14 protein-coding genes are annotated in these 18,822 nt (G+C 39.8%); 6 read left to right on the forward strand and 8 right to left on the reverse strand.

Going from position 1 to position 18,822, the window contains the following annotated elements; all coding sequences use genetic code 11:
- The first annotated feature begins 18 nt into the window (after nucleotides 1–18).
- From ABJD71_RS00840 to ABJD71_RS00850, 3 genes are all read left to right on the forward strand, one after another.
- Complete coding sequence (locus ABJD71_RS00840) at nucleotides 19–879, forward strand: ABC transporter ATP-binding protein (protein ID WP_348163103.1); 861 nt, start codon at nucleotides 19–21, stop codon at nucleotides 877–879.
- On the forward strand, nucleotides 876–1,784 hold the full coding sequence (locus ABJD71_RS00845; RefSeq protein WP_348163106.1) for a hypothetical protein: 909 nt from the start codon (nucleotides 876–878) through the stop codon (nucleotides 1,782–1,784). Before ABJD71_RS00840 ends, ABJD71_RS00845 begins: the two co-directional genes overlap by 4 nt.
- 259 nt (nucleotides 1,785–2,043) lie before the next feature.
- Nucleotides 2,044–3,336 (forward strand): outer membrane protein transport protein, encoded by a 1,293-nt coding sequence (locus ABJD71_RS00850; RefSeq protein WP_348163109.1) that lies wholly within the window; start codon nucleotides 2,044–2,046, stop codon nucleotides 3,334–3,336.
- A gap of 103 nt (nucleotides 3,337–3,439) precedes the next feature.
- On the opposite strand, the gene ABJD71_RS00855 is transcribed toward ABJD71_RS00850, so the two are convergent.
- On the reverse strand, nucleotides 3,440–3,892 hold the full coding sequence (locus tag ABJD71_RS00855; RefSeq protein ID WP_348163112.1) for a hypothetical protein: 453 nt from the start codon (nucleotides 3,890–3,892) through the stop codon (nucleotides 3,440–3,442).
- A gap of 171 nt (nucleotides 3,893–4,063) precedes the next feature.
- On the opposite strand from ABJD71_RS00855, the gene ABJD71_RS00860 reads away from it, so the two are divergent.
- Entirely contained in the window at nucleotides 4,064–4,402 is a 339-nt protein-coding gene (locus ABJD71_RS00860; RefSeq protein ID WP_348163115.1) for an FKBP-type peptidyl-prolyl cis-trans isomerase, read from the forward strand.
- A gap of 78 nt (nucleotides 4,403–4,480) precedes the next feature.
- On the opposite strand, the gene ABJD71_RS00865 is transcribed toward ABJD71_RS00860, so the two are convergent.
- The 4 genes from ABJD71_RS00865 to ABJD71_RS00880 all read right to left on the reverse strand — a co-directional run bounded on the left by ABJD71_RS00865 (nucleotide 4,481) and on the right by ABJD71_RS00880 (nucleotide 11,223).
- A complete protein-coding gene (locus ABJD71_RS00865) occupies nucleotides 4,481–5,473 on the reverse strand; it encodes a diguanylate cyclase (RefSeq protein WP_348163118.1) in 993 nt (330 codons plus the stop codon).
- A 274-nt stretch (nucleotides 5,474–5,747) separates the two neighbouring features.
- Nucleotides 5,748–6,137: a hypothetical protein gene (locus tag ABJD71_RS00870; protein ID WP_348163122.1), complete on the reverse strand. Its 390-nt coding sequence runs from the start codon at nucleotides 6,135–6,137 to the stop codon at nucleotides 5,748–5,750.
- Between the two features lie 13 nt (nucleotides 6,138–6,150).
- Nucleotides 6,151–9,444: a winged helix-turn-helix domain-containing protein gene (locus tag ABJD71_RS00875; RefSeq protein WP_348163125.1), complete on the reverse strand. Its 3,294-nt coding sequence runs from the start codon at nucleotides 9,442–9,444 to the stop codon at nucleotides 6,151–6,153.
- 258 nt (nucleotides 9,445–9,702) lie between these two features.
- A complete protein-coding gene (locus ABJD71_RS00880; RefSeq protein WP_348163128.1) occupies nucleotides 9,703–11,223 on the reverse strand; it encodes an aldehyde dehydrogenase family protein in 1,521 nt (506 codons plus the stop codon).
- A gap of 143 nt (nucleotides 11,224–11,366) precedes the next feature.
- Between ABJD71_RS00880 and ABJD71_RS00885 the strand changes: the two genes are divergently transcribed.
- Together ABJD71_RS00885 and add are read left to right on the forward strand one after the other, a co-directional pair.
- The gene (locus ABJD71_RS00885) at nucleotides 11,367–12,299 is read left to right on the forward strand and encodes a helix-turn-helix domain-containing protein (protein WP_348163131.1); all 933 of its coding nucleotides are present in this window, start codon (nucleotides 11,367–11,369) and stop codon (nucleotides 12,297–12,299) included.
- A 196-nt stretch (nucleotides 12,300–12,495) separates the two neighbouring features.
- The gene (gene add / locus ABJD71_RS00890; protein ID WP_348163134.1) at nucleotides 12,496–13,500 is read left to right on the forward strand and encodes an adenosine deaminase; all 1,005 of its coding nucleotides are present in this window, start codon (nucleotides 12,496–12,498) and stop codon (nucleotides 13,498–13,500) included.
- A gap of 52 nt (nucleotides 13,501–13,552) precedes the next feature.
- Here the strand turns inward: add and ABJD71_RS00895 are convergent, their stop codons facing one another.
- The 3 genes from ABJD71_RS00895 to ABJD71_RS00905 form a co-directional block, all read right to left on the reverse strand.
- Entirely contained in the window at nucleotides 13,553–14,866 is a 1,314-nt protein-coding gene (locus ABJD71_RS00895; RefSeq protein WP_348163137.1) for a HAMP domain-containing sensor histidine kinase, read from the reverse strand.
- Nucleotides 14,866–15,561 (reverse strand): response regulator transcription factor, encoded by a 696-nt coding sequence (locus tag ABJD71_RS00900; RefSeq protein ID WP_348163140.1) that lies wholly within the window; start codon nucleotides 15,559–15,561, stop codon nucleotides 14,866–14,868. Before ABJD71_RS00900 ends, ABJD71_RS00895 begins: the two co-directional genes overlap by 1 nt.
- Nucleotides 15,562–15,674: 113 nt before the next feature.
- Entirely contained in the window at nucleotides 15,675–18,821 is a 3,147-nt protein-coding gene (locus ABJD71_RS00905; RefSeq protein ID WP_348163143.1) for an efflux RND transporter permease subunit, read from the reverse strand.
- Between the last annotated feature and the right edge of the window lies 1 nt (nucleotide 18,822).

An 18,822-nucleotide genomic window follows, 5' to 3' on the forward strand; every position in this document is an offset into this window, starting at 1 on the left:
CATCGAGGAACGCTTCTATTGTCCCCTTTAATATCTATTTCTGGATTAAACAAATTTTATCGGAAAAACCATGTGCTTCAAGATATAAACTTGAATGTTGAAGCCGGACAGATTTTAGGATTGGTGGGTCCAAATGGAGCAGGGAAAACAACTTGCTTACAGGCATTACTGGGGTTAACCCGTTATAAAGGCGACATCAGAGTATTAGGGCACAATCCGTCTAAACATCGCACTAAAATGTTAGAGAGTGTTGCTTATATTGCAGATGTTGCGGTGTTACCAAAATGGATAAAGGTGAGTCAGGCTCTAACTTATATGCAAGGCGTGCACCCTAATTTTGACGGTAAAAAAGCTTTAGCTTTTTTAGCCAAAACAAACATTCCCATGTCAGCCACAGTAAAAGCCTTATCTAAAGGTATGGTGACACAATTGCATTTAGCTTTAATATTAGCCGTAGATGCAAAAGTGCTAGTGTTAGATGAGCCAACCTTAGGTTTAGACATTCTAACTCGTCGCCAGTTCTATAGTCATTTGTTAGAAGATTTTCACAATGATGACAAGTGCATCATTATTACCACTCATCAAATTGAAGAAATAGAGCATATCCTAACAGACGTTGCTTTTATTAAAGATGGGCAAATTGTTGTGAATGAAAGTGTTGAAGGTATTCGTTCTCGTTTTAAGTTACTAGCGGTTACAAATGAGAACCTAGCAGCTGCAAAAGCATTCGCCCCAATATGTGTGAATAATATGCTGGGGTTAACTAGTATGCTGTTTGATGATGCCGACCTTGATGCATTGGCATCTATAGGGCAGGTGAGTTCTCCGAGTTTAGCTGACGTATTTGTAGGGATTATGACCCAAGAAGGTGTCAAATGAACTTAATGCAAATCTTCATAGCCTTTAGGAAAGAGCTTTGGGAATTTAAGAAAACCTTATTTTGGGTACCTATAGTGATTGGTATCTTTATGATTACTGCGCCTTTACTTCAATTGCTGTTACTAGAAAGCGCTCAATTACGCATAGTGATAGAGGGCGTATCTAATGCAGATAGTCTGATTCATATAAATGGGCTTACTCAAATTTTTCTCGCCACAATTATGGGAATGTTTGCCCCTTTTATTTTAGTAGGGTTAGTGATTCAGCTTTACTACTTTACGACCTGCCTATTTGATGAGAGACGAGATCAATCTATCTATTTTTGGCGATCCTTACCTGTATCTGACTTACAAAATATCATGGTTAAGCTTATGACTGGGGCGTTGGTTGTGCCTGCTATATTTATGTTGGCTGCAACATCAGTTGTTTTTATCTTTGTTTTCTTCGCTTTGATTGGTAGTTGTATCTTAGGTTCTGGGTATGACGTCTCTTTCTGGGAGTTATGGAGACATGCCGATATTTTAAGTCATTTAAGTTCGGTGTGGTCGGGGCTGTTTTTTTATGCCTTATGGATGTTTCCGCTATTCTCTTGGTTAATGTTAGCGTCTATGTATGCCAATAAGGCCCCTTTTTTATGGGCTGTATTACCAGTCGTACTATTATTAATAGTTGAATTTTATGTAGTAGGGTATTTAAAATTAGAATCACACTACCTAAGAGAGGCACTATGGGAATATTTGGCTCTTGCTAGAGAGTTGATTCCAGGTAGCATTCAGCAAGAGGACAACCCCAACCATATTTTTACGTCTGCTTTGTGGAGTAAGATATCTTTAATAGGAACAGCCCTTGGAATAGGGTTTATGTGTTTAACTCATTGGTTAAGAGTGAATCGAAGTCATTTATAATTAAAGTGCGAATTCAACTAATCCGCCATTTTTATATACCTTTGTATTAAATTTGTTAATGTAACTGGTCATACTTGTTGCGTTATGGTGTTTTTGGTGAATTTTATGCATTTTTTGTGACTTTTTCTGGTATTTAGTCTGCAAGTCTATATTATGCGCTGCCCGATTTTTGTATCTGAATTCGGCTGAGTTACCTATAAATTTGTTTGAGTAACCACGCAGCGATTAATAATGCTTGGTTCATAGTATTGGAGAGATCATGAAATTTAATTGCATTTTACTTACAGCGGGCTTGAGTGTTTTTTCACTGAATGCATTGTCTGCTGCATTTCAATTGTCTGAACATAGCGCTTCAGGTTTAGGCAGATCTTTTGCTGGTGATGCCGCAGTTGCAGAGAACGCTTCTGTAGTAGCGCGTAACCCAGCCTTGATGTCACAATTTACTGAAAGCCAGTTATCTATTGTTGGTACTTTTGTACTTCCTGATGTAAGCCTTGAGGGTGAAAGCGCCCCTGCTTACTCATCAGCCGAAGCAATTGACGATGATAGTATTGCTCCTAACGCTTTAGTACCTGCCACCTATTTTGTGATGCCAATAGATGACAAGACTGCAGTAGGGTTTGGTTTGTTCTCTCATTTTGGATTAGCAACTGATTTTCCAGAAGATTATGCTGCAGGTCAAATTGCAGGCAAGACTGAAATTGTTACCGTGAACTTTAATGCTAGCGCCTCTTATAAAGTAAATGATGCGCTAACTATTGCGGCAGGTCTTAATTTTATTTATGCAGAAGCAGAATTAACTCGCCATGCTGGTGTTGGTTTTCCCTTATATTTACAAGCCAACTTTGGGTCAACCTTAGGTGTGGTTGGTGACACAGAAGTCGCATACTTAGAAGGCGATGATACTGGTTACGGTTGGAATGTAGGTTTAGCTTATGATTTAGATGAGAATTCTCGTTTTGGTTTTCATTATCGTAGTTCAACGGATATTACTTTTAAAGGGGATTATGGTAATGAGTTACCTGCTGCTTTGGGTGGTTTAGAAGGTACGGTATTACCGGGCTCGTTAAACTTAGAGCTACCCGCTATGGCAGAGTTCTCAGGAAGTCATCAATTAAATGAAAAATATGGTCTGCATTACAGTATTAATTGGACACAGTGGGGCAGCTTTAAACAACTAGAAGCCTATGTTGAAGGAAGTGATACGCCTGTATTTTCTAAGACAGAGAATTTCTCCAATAGTTTCCGTTATTCAATTGGTGGTGATTATCAGTTAAATGATCAAACTACACTTCGTGCGGGTATTGCATACGACAAAACACCAACCGATCCTAACCATCTATCTATCTCAATTCCTGATACCGATAGAGTGTGGTTAAGCGCAGGTGCTACTTATGCATTGAGTGATAGTTCAACAATTGATGTTGGCGCAACTATTATTAAAGGTAAGGAGCGCACGTTTATAGAGCCTGATAACCTTGGAGCAGAATGGGAATACACTAGTCAGGGTGATGCCGCCTTAGTTGCCGCACAATACAACTACGTATTTTAAGCTTGTAGATAGCAGCTACTCGAAATTTAAAAGTGCCAGCTTACTATGCTGGCATGTATTCTGAAATCGACAGGCAGCGTGGTTTGATGGGGTTATGTTTATGCTACAGGTTGTTGATAAATTGGTTGTTCTGATAGAAGTTCTTTACTTCTGTTTGGTCAAACTCAATATTAAAGCTAGTTAGCCAATTAGTGGCGCTGTCAAAATCATCAAAAAACTCACTTTCAATCCCAGCTTTGTTATAAGCCACTTTTAACTGGGTTTTAATCGTAATAATTACATCCGAATCTTGAATTATTATTGCTATCGCCTTTAAACCCATTTGTTGGCGTAGGCATATGACGTCTGAAAATAGCTTAAACGCTGTGGGTGGCATTAAGCTCTCGCCATACAAAAAACCTATTTGCCCCCAAGGTTTTTTGTGATCTATTGCGTTAATATCTAATTGAGTACTTTTGGTTCCATAAGTCAGTGCCTCATCATTCCATGGGCCTTTGCCAGAAAACAACATTAACTGTTTAGATCGACTACTTACATAATGCCCATGCTCTATCAAGGTAGTTCCTTATTAGAAATCATCTAAAGCTAAGAATCTTTAATGTACCTTTAAAAGATGTTTGGGGAAATATAAATACTTATTTCATATCGTTAAATAATGCATTAATAACGTTTTCATTGCGCACTAGTGGTTATAATTGAGCCCTCAAAGTAAAGGGAGAACGTAATTATGCAACAAGACCTTCAAATAGAAGATTTGGTGGTAGGTACAGGTAAAGCGGCCGAAAGAGGTGCTTTAATCACAGCTCACTACAAAGGCTGGCTTGAAGATGGAACTGAGTTTGATTCTTCTTTTAAAAAAGGCTCAGCTTTTCAAACTGTGCTTAGCAATAAAAGGGTGATTCAGGGGTGGATTTTAGGTCTTAAAGATATGAGAGTAGGAGGAAAACGTAAATTATGGGTTCCTGCACACTTAGCTTATGGTGAGCGCCAAATCGGTAATATGATCCCTGCGAATTCTAATTTGATTTTTGAAATAGAGTTATTTGAAGTGTTAACACGTGACTAAAATATTATTGAATAAAAAAACCAAGAAGCGTAATACGAGGTTTTTTTGTCCGCTTCTTGGTATAAAACTGTGTGTAAACTAATTACTTACATTCACTCTGTTTCTGCCTTCTTCTTTAGCCCGATAAAGTGCAGTGTCTGCAGCACAAATTAGAGCCTCAGGTGTGCGATACTGACCATTGTGCTCGCACGATATACCTTGACTAACACTTACTCTGAAGTTGCTAGGTAAATGTAAATCTGTAAAATTAATGATGCTAATTTGTTGTTGTATATGACGCGCAACAGCTTTAGCGCCTTCAATATGAGTTCGAGGCAAAATAACAGCGAATTCTTCTCCACCGTAACGTGCCGCCAGACTTTCGTTTGAGGGTAAGCAACTATCGATAACTTTGGCTATTTTCTGTAAACATTTATCGCCGTTCACGTGTCCAAATTGGTCATTAAAATGTTTGAAATAATCAACATCGATTAAAATTAAACCGATGGGTTGATTGTTGATAATGCTATCGTTCCAACTTTTATTAAGGCTTTTCTCTAAATTGTATCGATTCGCTAATCCGGTTAAATGGTCGGTACTGGCTTGTTTACGTAGTTGGCTATATTCTTCTTTATGTTTGGTTAAGTTGTGTAATACGCCAATAAATATAGTATTGCTTCCGGTTAAAGACTCAGGCAAAAGTGAGATAGATAAATCCGCTTCTAACCAGGTACTGTCACTCCGCGTTAATAACACTTCTTTAGGACCATGGTTTAATGTGCTATTTCTATTGTCTTTCCAATTCATAAATATATATTCATATTGTTCACGATAGCGATCGTGTAAAAATTTAAACCAACTTTCACCTACTAAATTTTCATTTGAATCACCAAAAAATTTGGCTGCCATTGGGTTTGTCATATCGATAATACCATCAGCATTGATCAAAAAAATTCCTTCAGAGATTACATTAATCATCTCTATGAACGAGTTCATTTTTCCCGTAATAAGTGGAATTGAAAACTTATCTGCCACTAAAAACATGTCAGTATCAGCATCATTTTTTGTACTTTTATTTTTAGGCATAGACATCTTTAAACCCTATGAGTCATAAACTTATGTAGTTGATGTCTAATACTTTAATGATAAAAGCCTGAGGTAACCTTCTGGTAATCTTCTGATTTTAACTAACTGATATATATATGTTTTATTTTTGCTGTTGTTTAGTGATGGTAGGTTTAATTGCCGGGTTCAGAAATAAACTAAATCAGGTATCAGGTCATGGAGGGTTAAGTTATTGCATAGCAAGCAGGTTGTTTTTTGAAAATTGTGTGGGATCAACGACTCTGACCCCACAGGTTTCCTTTTATACTTTTATATTCTTAAGCCTAGGATCTGCGCTGATAATTACATTTAACAAGTCATCTGTGTTCTTGGGTATTAAACCAAGTTTTACACCAATGGTTTGGTCTTCATTGTCATTAGTAGCGAACGTAATCGCTCTACCTAGTTCACTAATTGTCAATCGCCATTCAGTATCTGGCGATGTTGTTGTCCCTTCAATTATTTTTTGTGTCGCGCCAAAGAAGATATATGCAGAGCTTATGGGATCTTGTAGCAATACAAATGTTATTGTACCTACATCACTAAAAGTAACCTCTACTTCTGGCCCCCATACACCTGTTGATGGGTCTTTAAACTCTACAATTGATGGGGTTGAATTGGATACTCTGGTTGGGACGACTGTGTTGGTCATATTTTTATCTCTTTTAAAATGCATATTTAGTTATCTGCAGTGTTTCTATTATCTTTATAAAGTGAGAGACCTTATCTAAATGCCCTAAACAGTCTTGAGCTCTTATGTAAGTCACCATTAGTCGGTAATTACTGCTTTTGGTGATTAATGGTTCCAGTATATCAATCACTTTTTTACAAGCGCCTAGTTGTTCTTTCTTGGTCCCTTCATTTCTTGTTAACCTACTGATCTCCGATTGTTTCGCTTCCAATAAGTAGGTATTGCTGAGAGCGTAGAGAAAGTTCATGTTTGTAGGTTGGCTGGTAAGTAAGCTTTCTACTTTACGTTGTGTTAACAGTAAAGATTTTTTAGCCAAGTCTAAGTCATCGTTAGCTTGGTAGCTTTTGATAGTGATCTCTATAAACGGAGAGGATGGCTCTACTTTGTCTAGTAACCTATTAAAGTCTCTGATACTGATTAACGGTGCTGTTGATTGTTTAAAGAGTTGTTTATCCAAGTAACGTAGCAAAGCTGTTGCGCCTATTAAGCTTATCTGCCAATTTTGATTGGTTGGATCTTGTTTTAACAATGCTTCAAATCTAGAAATTGATAATGTTACCGTTGTATTGGCTTCTGAATATTTTCCAAGAAAATACAGTGTATTAGCTTGATTCAAGTAAGAATGAGCTAGGCTTTCTAATATATCAGCGTTAAAGCCAAATATATCCAACATCTCTATTAGAATAGCTTGAACTTTTTTTCGACTCTGTATTGAATTGTTGAAGTTGCCCAACTGTTCTTCAGTTTCTGCCAGCCATTCGATAGTATCCGAAACATACAAGTTGCTGAAATCACCTAGCGGTAACTCACTAACAATTTTATTTTGAATTTTTAGCGCTGCTTCGAATGCTACTTTAGCGTTTACGAGTAATTGCAGTTTAGTATCAATACCGCCAATGGCTTGATACGCATAGGACAGCTCCCACTGAGCATCCTGATTGTTAGGTGACTGTTCGACCATAGCTTGGCTGTATTTTAAATAATTGTTAAAGTGAGTCTTGGCTACATTAAAATCTGCGCTGTCCATAGCTAATTGCCCTAACCAGAAAGCATTTGCCCCTAAGCTTTTTAGTACTTCTATGTTTTTAGCTTGTCGTTGAAACAAATTACCCAATATCACTTTGGACGACGAAAATGCTTGCTGAGCCTCATCATTTTTAACCCTTGAGTAGGCTACTTCACCCATAGCCATGAGAGTCTGTGCATGTTGAAACTGCGCTTTAAAATTCTGTTCACTATCTGTCAAAGAATATAATCCCCCCCCATAGCTATCATCTTGTTGGCTAAAATATTCCAATGCTTTATTACTGATCCCGTCCAACAAATCCATTCGTTTTACGCTACGCAACTTATCGGCGAATTCACCCACCATAAAACCTAATAAACTCTCAGCCTCCACCCTTTTTTGCTGGGCTAGGTTTTGTGCTTGCTGGCTTTGGTAGCTCATAAGTACGGCGACAAAGGTGAGTAAGCACAATAGGCTCATAATCGAGCCCTTAAACCAGCGTCTGACTCTGGCTTTCTGTGCTGAGGCGATGATTAAGGCTTGTTCTTGTTTGTCTAAATTAAAAGTTGCGTTGCTTTGTAGGCTCTGTGCCTCTAGTAAGGGCTTACCTTCTGGTAGTAAATAGGCTGGGCTTTTATGCTCTGCTATCCAGCGAGATGCCATATTTTGAATACGGCTTTTTATTTCTAGGCTGTTTCTGTGTGTTTCAATCCAATCACTGGCCCGTGGCCAACGGCGTAGCAAGGCTTCGTGGGCCAAGCTAAAGCAGGGCTCGTCATTTTGTAAGTGGGATACAAATAAACGGCTGTCTACCAAAGCTTGTGCAAAGGCTTTTTGGCTGGGCTGGGTCAATTGCGACCAGCGAGCGGCACGGCTAGTGATGGTTTTACCATTGTCACTTAGAGTAACTAATAAAGACAAAAGGTAAGCGAGCTGTTCTTGATGCTCCGCCGGTACGCTTTGATAGACTTCTTCAGCTTTTTTACCAATAGCACCTTCAATACCGCCTAAGGCTTGGTATACAGATACTTGTAGTTCGTCGGTTTTGCTGCGCTGTAAATACAACTCTTGCAATGTATATTGCAGCATCGGCAGTGCGTCTGGGTTGTTTGCTGCTTCATCACACAGCAACTGCTCAAGTGGTGTAGCTGAATGAGTATCTACTGACCAAGTTAGGTTAGCGGCAATGGCGGGTAAACGGATTATTTGCATCAGCTCTGCACGGCTAGGTGCCAGTAAATCAAAATGTCCGCCAGCCCCTTTATTGGCCATTAAACTTGGATGATTAACCACTAGCGGGTAAAAGTCATTGCGACAAGCGCTGATGACAATAATCGCGCCGCTAGTAGTGAGTGTTTCAATTAAATTAAGACCTTTTTCTCGCTCATCATCGCTAAACGTAGGAGAAGATAACAGCACTTCTAAACGGTCGATAAACAATAAAAACTGTGGCTTGCTGTAACTTTGTTGAGACGCTTTAAGAGCCAAGTGGCATTGCTGGATAGACGCTGCAGCATTATTCTGTAATTGGGTAGCTAAGCCTTCGGCACTCATGCCTGAAAATACAGGGTGGTCATTTACATCCAAATCCAGCATGGCAGAAGCGATATCAATCAATAGCCGTTCTTGGCTAATATCGGCAAAATCGATACTGGTGTGAGATACCACCCCTATACCATTGTAGCCATTCTCACTGGTAAGCCTTGGTAACAAACCTGCGTTAACTAAAGATGATTTACCGGTACCGCTAGGGCCTAAAATTAAGGTAAATGCATGTTTAGCATTAACCTGATTTGAAATACGCTCTAATAAGGTTGCTATTTGTTCGTTACGGCCAAAAAAGACTTGCGCATCTTTTGCAGAAAACGGCACTAAGCCAGGGAAGGGCGAAGTGCCTTGCCAGTTGGCTTGTTCTGCTTTTAATTCTTCATCTAATGGAAAGTCTAGCTGGGCAATAATGTGGTAGCCACGTTTACGAATGGTTTCAATATAAGTAGGGGCGCTGGCTTTATCACCTAGGGCTTTGCGTAGTTGGGTTACGGCTTTGTGTACTGGGTTATCACCAATGTCGATACCGCCCCAGCATTGAGTGGCAATTTCATCAGCGCTTAAAACCTTACCTTGCTGGTTGCATAAAAGTAACAATACATCCATGGCTTTCGGCTCAAGCTGCTTAGTTTGCTCGCCCCGTATCAAAGTATTGGTGCTAGGGTTTACTTGCCAATCTTGCAGAAAGAAAAGGTCTTTGCCTTTTTTTAACACATTTTACTCCACTTTTTATCAACAGCTAAGGCATGTTGTAAAACAGATATTTTCAAATTCATTGGGGCTGCTTGTTTGCTTGATTATTACAAACACTAAATATGTGTACAGCGAATATAAACGATTGCGGGGTAGTTATCACCTATGCAGTAAAAAACTTTTAAGCTTTAAAGTTATAGAGTATGTATGTCTAATATACTGACTTATAAAGAAAATTGGCGAACCTCTGTTCGCCAACCTTGATTGAGTGGGGATTTTTTAGAAGAAACCTAACGGGTCGGTATCGTAGCTTACTAACAGGTTTTTAGTTTGTTGATAACTACCGATCGCGAGTTTATGGGTTTCTCGACCAATACCAGATTTTTTATATCCTCCAAACGCAGCATGTGCGGGGTAGGCGTGATAACAATTAGTCCAAATACGGCCAGCTTGAATCTCTCGCCCCAGTTTGTATGCGCGGTTCATGTCTCTGGTCCATAACCCGGCACCTAAACCAAACATGCTATCGTTCGCTATGGCAATAGCTTCTGCCTCATCTTTAAAGGTGGTGACTCCAACAACAGGACCAAAAATTTCCTCTTGGAAGACTCGCATATCATTTTTACCTTCAAGTAAAGTCGGTTGTACGTAATACCCTTTATTAAAAGGGCCTGATAGATTGGCTGGGCCACCACCAGTTAATATTTTTGCACCTTCTTTTTGGCCCACATCGATATACCCAAGTATTTTCTCATATTGTTCATTAGATACCTGAGCGCCCACTTGAGTATCGGTATCTAAAGGGTTGCCTCGCACTATGCTATTTGTTCGCTCAACAACAAGCTCCATAAATGGGTCGTAAATATCTTCTTGAATAAGTGCTCTAGAAGGACAAGTACAGACCTCTCCTTGATTGAAAAATGCGAGTACCAATCCTTCAACACATTTACTTAAATAGTTGTCTTCGAAGTTCATTATGTCGTTAAAGTAAAGGTTTGGAGACTTTCCACCAAGCTCTACAGTAGAGGGAATAATATTGTCTGCGGCACATTTTAAAATATGAATACCAACGGGTGTTGAACCTGTAAAAGCAATTTTGGCAATTCGATCACTGGTAGCAAGGGCATTACCTGCTTCAATACCAAAGCCATTGACTATATTTAAGACCCCTGGTGGCAGTAAATCGGCAATGAGTTCTACTAAAACCAAGATAGAGGCGGGGGTTTGTTCTGCTGGTTTTAATACTACGCAGTTGCCTGTTACCAGTGCTGGGCCTAGTTTCCATGCGGCCATTAAAATAGGGAAGTTCCAAGGAATGATTTGCCCAACCACACCCAGAGGTTCATTAATATGATACGACACTGTGTTGGCGTCTATTTCACCCAAGGTCCCTTCTTCGGCTCGCATACACCCAGCAAAATAACGAAAGTGATCGGCTGCAAGAGGGATGTCTGCATTTAGGGTTTCACGTATCGCTTTACCGTTATCCCATGCTTCAGCAACGGCTAATAATTCTAGGTTCTGTTCAATGCGATCAGCAATTTTCAATAATATATTTGAACGCTCAGTGACAGAGGTTTTGCCCCAAGTCGTTTTAGCGCTATGGGCTGCATCTAGTGCTAGGTTGATATCTTCTTCACTAGAGCGGGGGATCTCACAAAACTTTTCTCCATCAATCGGGCTCAGGTTATCAAAGTAGCGTCCTTTAACGGGAGCTACCCACTCACCGCCAATGAAGTTTTGATATTGTTTTTTAAAGGTGACTAACGAATCGGGTGAACCAGGATTAGCATAAATCATGACGTTTCCTTAATTTTAATGTTAAAAAATATTTAATTAATGTCGTTTCAGTTGTTAATATAATGCAGAGTGGTTAAGTAGTACTTGTCTGGGAGTACATATCGCTTGTCTGACAATCCATGATTAACTTGGGTGAGTACACAATGAATAATGAAGCACTTGTTAGCCGGTTAGGTTTAAGTCAACCTAAAAAACTGATTGAGAACCGAGTGAGTTTTGCGGGGTCTGATTCTGAATTAAGTATTTATGATACCTACCTGCCTGCTGAAAAAGTGTTGTTACACTCTTCGGGTTTACTGTATTGCGGCATGATACAAGGCAAGAAGGTGTTACATGGAATGCACCCGCAATTACAAACTTTACAGTCTCAAGAGTTTATCCCACACCAGTCTTTTGTGATGTCAGCAAATACCTCAGTCGCTATTGATTTTCCAGAAGCGACTATGGACAAACCCACCCGTTGTTTAACTATAGAAATTAGTAGTGAGCGTATCGCATTATTAGCACAGCAGTTAGATGTGAAACTTGGTGTCCCATTAACATTGGATAGTTGGCAATTATTGTCTGACAAACATTTACACACTCAACACTCTGAGGGCACCCAAATGTTATTAGAGCGATTATTTAATTGCTTTGTTGAGAATGACAATGAACGAAATTTGGTAATCGATTTTGGTGTATCAGAGCTGGTGGCCAGAATACTCAAGCATCAAGCCAGGGATCTCGCTCTAACAGACACCGAAGCCCATTCAGATAACAGTGGTTTACAAGCGGCTATTCATTATATTAAAACCCATTTGAGTGAGCATTTAGATATTGATATTTTATGCAAAATAGCATGCATGAGTCGTACTCGCTTTTATCAAGAGTTTAAAGATAAGTTGGGGTGCACTCCCCTTACGTTGCAGCAGCAATTACGAATTGAAAACGCAGCAAAGCGCTTAAGTACAGGAGAGTCGGTGAGCCAAGTATGTTACTCTCTGGGCTATGCTAATTTGAGTCACTTTAACCGCCGCTTTCAGGCGCAGTATAATATGCCACCTTCGCTATATTCAAGAAAATGCGACAGTCATTAGATGAGCGCCAAGCCGTATTTATTTACTTTTTAGATCTATGTATTGCACTTAGACAGTGCGTATTTTTTGTGTTTTACACAGTTTTGAGTGCTTAACTTACCCGATTTTTGAATGTTTTCTATAAAACCTAGCGTTATACCCATGGGTATCAAATTTGCTTAATCTGTTAATTGAATAAAACTTAAGAGACTCACTTATGCAATCCTTTATCGAAAATATCCCCAAAGCAGAGTTACATGTGCACTTAGAAGGCACCTTGGAGCCAGAGCTTAGTTTTGCATTGGCAAAAAAGAATGGTGTAGATATTCCTTTTGAAACACCAGAAGCTTTAGTTGCAGCCTATGACTTTCATGATCTACCTTCGTTTCTAAGCATTTATTATGCGGGTATGAATGTGCTGCTAGATGAAGACGATTTCTACCAGTTAACCTACGCATATTTAAGCAAAGCACGAAGCCAAGAAATTGTTTACGCAGAGTTATTTTTCGACCCTCAAGGTCACACTTCAAGGGGCGTGAGTTTTGAAACTGTGATCACGGGTATCCATAAGGCCCAGCTCGATGCTGAAGAAAAGCTAGGCATTAAAAGCCAACTCATCTTATGCTTTTTAAGAGATATGAGCGCTGAGTCTGCCATGGAACATTTAGACATGGCCAAGCCTTACCTAGACTGGATAGTCGGTGTTGGCTTAGATTCAGACGAACGCAATAACCCACCTATTAAGTTTGCAGAGGTATTTACTAAAGCAAAAGCAATGGGTTTAAAACTCACTATGCACTGTGATGTAAATCAACTTAATACCCTGACTCATATCGATCAGTGCATTAATACCATTGAAGTTGATCGAATTGATCACGGTGTGAATTCATTAGAAAGCGATGCACTGTGTGAAATGATTAAAGACAAAAAGCTAGGCTTAACTGTCTGCCCAGTATCTAACCGTTTTGTGGTGCAGTCTCTTACTTCTGATGAGATCCACACCATGCTCGATAAAGACATGTTAGTGACAATTAATTCAGATGATCCTGCTTATTTTCGTGCTTATTTAAATGAGAATTTTCTAGAGTTACAAAAAGAAGGAGATTTTGACCAAAAGCAAATTACTACTATGGTGAGTAATGCATTTAAAGTTTCATGGTTAGATGAGGCAACTAAAAACAGCTATCTGGCGCAGGTTGATGATTTTGTTGCCCAGCACTAGTACCTTACGTAGCTAGGTTAAAATTGAATTAAGCCTTGTTAAAAGGCTTAATTTATTCATTTACAGAGTTCCCTTGTTTTTCAAAATCGACTACCGCTTGATAGTATTCTTGAGTGTTGGTTTTTTCATAGTACCAATTATGGTGCTGCACTATTTTTTCACTTAGTTGTAACCCTAAACCGTAACCCTCTCCAAAGGCGATTTGATTAGAGTCTGATTTTTGTTGCCCAGTATCACTTTTACTATTGCTATTTATAATAGTAATGCGGCTACCTTGTTGTTTGATGAGCACTTGGCCTTCTTGGGTGTGCTGATAGGCGTTGCGGATTAAGTTGTTAATAACGATATGGCAAGCTACGGCTATAGTGTCAACGCTATGTTCTTCACTTTTAACGGTAACTTCTACGCTTTTTCCTTTCAGTAAATACTCTAAATCCACACAAGCTTGCTGTACTGCTTTTTCTAAATTTAAAGGCTCGGGTGCTACATTGAGTTCTTCATTACGGCTTAGCCATAGTAAGGTGTCGGTCAAATTACTCATGGTAAGCCCAGCTCTTTGAATACGCTCTAACACTAAGTGTTGCTTTTCAGTGGTGGGCTGTTTTTCGTTAAGTCTTTGTAGTAGCTCTACGTTGCTGCGTATCACCGCAATAGGAGTACGTATTTCATGGCTCGCATAACTTAAAAAGCGTTGCTCTCGCTCTAGGCTCTGGTGGGTTGAAATTAGACTGCCTTGAATTAAAGAGGCAAGTACATTCAACTCGTTATACGTAAAATCAGGTGGGGGAGCTTGGACATTTTTAGGATTCAATGATTTCGCCCAATTTCTTAAAGATTCTATTGGTCTGGCGATTTTTCGCATAATCATGAATAGTAAAAATGCGAATAAGACGATAGCTAATATGGCCACTACAAACGTCCAAAATAAGCGGTGGCTTGGTTTTATTGCATTTGTAGATGCAATAAAGTCTTTTTCAAGCATGACTCTAGAAATGAATCTTGGTTCACCTTCTGGGCTTTCAAATAGCACTAAAAAGTACACGCTTTTGGGCATAGTGAAAATCGTAGTTTGGACTTTTTGCTTTTGTAAATCACCAATCACTGAAGGCGGATTAACAAAGCTGCGTTGAATGACTTCTGGCGTATCTTGCCAGCGACTTGCGATATTAATGCCTGCTATGTCGACGGGATGTTCATCTTTTACATCTGCTGTCTTGGCTAGTTCAAACATGACTCCATTTAAGCTTCTGTCTAGCCCGTCAATGAAGTAATTAACACTCAAAAATGAAAAGCCAATAGCCATAACAGAACCAAGTAACAGAACGCTGATAAAAAAATACAGCTTTAGGCTTGGTCTAATTTTCACTATTGGACTCCATGGACTTCCGTTTCACTTTCTACTTTTATAGTAAAACCAATTCCAGATACGGTTTCTAATTTAATATTGCTTGGCACACTTTCAAGTTGTTTACGCAAATGATAAATGTGAACTTTCAAGCTATTGCTATCTGGTTGTTCATCGCCCCAAACAGTTTGCATAATATGTTGACGGGTGGCTGTCTTGGGGCTAGCTCTTACAAGTACTTCTAAAAGTTTGTAGGCAATGGGTGATAGTTTTAAGGAGTGCTGGTTTAAATTTGCGCTAAACTCACTTAAATCTAGAGTTAAGTCCCCAAGTTTAATGGTTTTAACCTCTCCACTTTTGCGTTTAGCTAACACCTGCACCCTAGCGACTAGCTCTTTCATGGCAAAGGGTTTGACTAGATAATCATCAGTACCTGCTTCAAATCCTTGAAGCTTGTTCTCAAGGCTATCACGGGCAGTAAGCATTAAAATAGGAATATCCATGCCTTTTTCTCGAAGTGTATTACACAGTGTTAAACCGTCCATTTTTGGCATGTTTATATCTAACATGATCATCTGATATTGATTATTTTCTATCAAATTTAGACCCATTAATCCATTACTCGCATGGTCACAATTAATTGCCTCGATTTCCAGATATTCAACTATGGCAGTTGCAAGGTCAATATCATCTTCAACCAATAGTACGTTTATCATTGTAGACTTCCTATTTCTCACACATCATGGCATTAGCCATGGATAATAAAAAGGGTTGAGCAGTGTTAGTCCATTCAACTTTTTCTCGTGTCGCTAGATTTAATTACTATCTGCTAATCAGCTGACCTATCGGCTTCATAAACAGGCCTCCTTTTGGGGAATAGTCCGCGAATTAATACAAAAAACATTGGGACAAAGAAGATACCTAAAAATGTTGCTGTAAACGTTCCGCCTACAATACCGGTACCTATGGATATCCGACTGTTCGCACCAGCGCCAGATGATAGGGCTAGAGGCAAAGTACCAAACATGAATGCCAATGAAGTCATAATTATCGGTCTTAAGCGTAGCTTGGCTGCCTCAGTTGCTGAGCCAATCAATGACAACCCTTTTTGATATGAAGCCTCTGCAAACTCGACAATTAAAATGGCATTTTTTGATGCCAGTCCTATGGTAGTCAGTAAGGCAACTTGAAAATAAATATCATTTTCTAAGCCGCGAATAGTACTTGCGATAGCTGCACCCACTAACCCTAATGGAATAACCATAATAACGGAAAATGGTACAGACCAGCTTTCATATAACGCAGCGAGTACTAGGAACACCACTAAAATAGAGATTGCATATAAGGCTGTTGATTGCCCACTTGATATTTTTTCTTGGTAAGATAGACCACTCCAGGCATAACTAAGCTTTCCTTGACCTACCTCATCTACTAAACGCTCCATTTCTGCCATCGCTTGCCCTGAACTAACGCCATCTGCAGTCGCCCCTCGTATTTGATAAGACGCTATTCCATTAAAGCGAGATAAATTCTGTGGGGCTTTTGACCAAGATGATGAGCTGAAGGCTGAAAAAGGTGTCATGGTAGTTTTGCCATCATCATTCATGCCGCGAACATGCCATTGGCCTAAATCTTCGGGCCGAGAGCGAAATTGAGCGTCACTTTCAATATATACTTTTTTCACTCGACCATTATCAATAAAGTCATTGACATATGAGCCAGCCCACGCCGATGTTAATGTACTAGATACATCAGATAGTGACAAACCTAAGCTAGTGGCTTTGGTGTTGTCGATGTCAATTTTTAGTTGTGGGGTGTCACTTAGTGCACCTTCACGAATGCCACTGAGTAATTCACTTTGTCTAGCTTTTATGAGTAGCTCACTTTTTAATAGAGCGAGTTCTTCACGACTGGTACCAGCAGCTGCTTGCAGTTCAAATGTGAAGCCGTTGCTTTGGCCAAGACCTCGAATAACAGGCTGCTGCATAGCAAAAATATTGGCATCACGAATAGTTGATAGGTTTTTATTCATACGGCCTATTAAGGCATCGGCACTTTGGTTGTCTGCGGTTCGCTCGCTCCAAGGCTTTAAACCTACAAATCCCATTCCTGCATTTTGGCCAGTGCCCGAAAAGTTAAAACCCGAGATTGTAAAGGCTCTTACGACATCTTTGGTTTCTTCGGTTAACAGGTATTCTTCCACTTGTTCTGCAACTGCGCGGGTGCGTTTAATGGATGCACCGGAAGGCAAGCTAATTTGAAACATAGTGTTGCCCTGATCTTCCTGTGGTAAAAAGCCAGTGGGCATGCGAACAATCAACAAGCCTAAAATAGTAATGATGACACCATAAACCACTATCCAGCGGATTTTATGGGTAATGATATGTGTTACGTGGCCAGTGTATGAGTTGGTCATGCGCTCAAATAAGCGATTAAACCCGGCAAAAAATCCTTTGCTTTCGGAATTGTGCTCAGTTGTAGTAAGTAAACTGGCGCACAACATGGGGCTAAGCGTTAAGGCAACAATTACTGACAAAGTCATTGAAGACACAATCGCAACTGAAAATTGTTGGTAAATGACACCTGTTGAGCCACCAAAAAAAGCCATAGGTAAAAACACAGCAGACAGAACAACACCTATGCCAATAAGTGCACTACTTATTTCAGACATAGACTCTATAGTTGCGTCTCGTGGAGACAAATTTTTCTCTCGCATTAAGCGTTCAACGTTTTCAACCACGACAATAGCATCATCCACCAACAACCCTATCGATAGGACTATGCCAAACATAGTTAAGGTATTGATAGAAAATCCAAAAGCAGATAACACGCCAAACGTCCCAAGTAATACTACTGGTACTGCAATGGCTGGAATTAAGGTTGCTCGCCAATTTTGTAAAAACAACCACATAACAATTACCACTAATATGACGGCTTCTATTAGGGTTTGAACGACTTCACTGATTGATATTTTAATGAAGTCAGTACTGTCACGTGGAAAAGTAACTTGATACCCATCAGGTAAGCTTTTAGCGAGTTCTGCAACCTTTTCTTTTACGCGAACAGCAGTATCTAGAGCATTTGCACCAGGTGATAGCATGACTGCAATACCTGACGCAGGATGTCCATTTAAACGAGGAATAGAGTTATAGTTTTCACTACCAACTTCTACTCTGGCCACATCGCTTAGTAACACCTTTGCTCCACTTGAGTGATACTTGATAATGATTTCACGAAACTGCTGTGGAGAAGACATCATAGACTGGGCAGTAACCGTCGCATTTAATTCTTGGTTACCAAGTGCCGGAATGGCACCAATTTTACCGGCTGCAATTTGTACGTTCTGTGCTCTTAAGGCACTCGTCACATCAGATGGCATTAGTTCGTAAGCCGCTAGTTTATTAGGGTTTAACCAGATCCGCATCGCATATTCAGATCCAAATACACGCGTATCCCCAACGCCATTAATTCGTGCTAACTCATTTTCGATATTTGAAGAAATATAATCAGCTACATCAAGTGACGTTGCTTGGTCAGTTTCATCGTAAATTGCGGTGACTAATAAAAAATCGCTATTGGACTTAGTAACCGTAACCCCTTGTGCTTGGACAGATTCTGGAAAACGAGAAGTAACCTGCTGTACTTTATTTTGCACTTGTACTTGAGCGTAATCGGGATCTGTACCTTGCTCAAAGGTCACACTAACCGACGCAGAGCCAGCTGATGTACTAGATGAAGAGAAGTACAATAAGCCGTCAAGGCCTGTTAACTGCTGCTCAAGTATTTGAGTGACACTGTTTTCAACTGTTTGTGCATCTGCCCCTGTATAGGAGGTATTAATACTAATAACAGGAGGGGCAACATTTGGATACTGAGCTATCGGCAAAGACATTATTGAGGCAATGCCGGCTAGCATAATGATGACAGAAATTACCCAAGCGAATACGGGGCGGTCGATAAAAAAACGAGCAAACATG

The organism is Paraglaciecola sp. (genome assembly GCF_039943935.1).
Classification (GTDB): Bacteria; Pseudomonadota; Gammaproteobacteria; order Enterobacterales; family Alteromonadaceae; genus Paraglaciecola.

Excerpts from the sequence above, each read along its gene's own strand:
- ABJD71_RS00845 (WP_348163106.1), top strand. The coding sequence starts at position 876 with ATGAACTTAATGCAAATCTTCATAGCCTTTAGGAAAGAGCTTTGGGAA.
- ABJD71_RS00850 (WP_348163109.1), top strand. The coding sequence starts at position 2,044 with ATGAAATTTAATTGCATTTTACTTACAGCGGGCTTGAGTGTTTTTTCA.
- ABJD71_RS00860 (WP_348163115.1), top strand. The coding sequence starts at position 4,064 with ATGCAACAAGACCTTCAAATAGAAGATTTGGTGGTAGGTACAGGTAAA.
- ABJD71_RS00865 (WP_348163118.1), bottom strand. The coding sequence starts at position 5,473 with ATGTCTATGCCTAAAAATAAAAGTACAAAAAATGATGCTGATACTGAC.
- ABJD71_RS00870 (WP_348163122.1), bottom strand. The coding sequence starts at position 6,137 with ATGACCAACACAGTCGTCCCAACCAGAGTATCCAATTCAACCCCATCA.
- ABJD71_RS00880 (WP_348163128.1), bottom strand. The coding sequence starts at position 11,223 with ATGATTTATGCTAATCCTGGTTCACCCGATTCGTTAGTCACCTTTAAA.
- ABJD71_RS00885 (WP_348163131.1), top strand. The coding sequence starts at position 11,367 with ATGAATAATGAAGCACTTGTTAGCCGGTTAGGTTTAAGTCAACCTAAA.
- add (WP_348163134.1), top strand. The coding sequence starts at position 12,496 with ATGCAATCCTTTATCGAAAATATCCCCAAAGCAGAGTTACATGTGCAC.
- ABJD71_RS00900 (WP_348163140.1), bottom strand. The coding sequence starts at position 15,561 with ATGATAAACGTACTATTGGTTGAAGATGATATTGACCTTGCAACTGCC.
- ABJD71_RS00905 (WP_348163143.1), bottom strand. The coding sequence starts at position 18,821 with ATGTTTGCTCGTTTTTTTATCGACCGCCCCGTATTCGCTTGGGTAATT.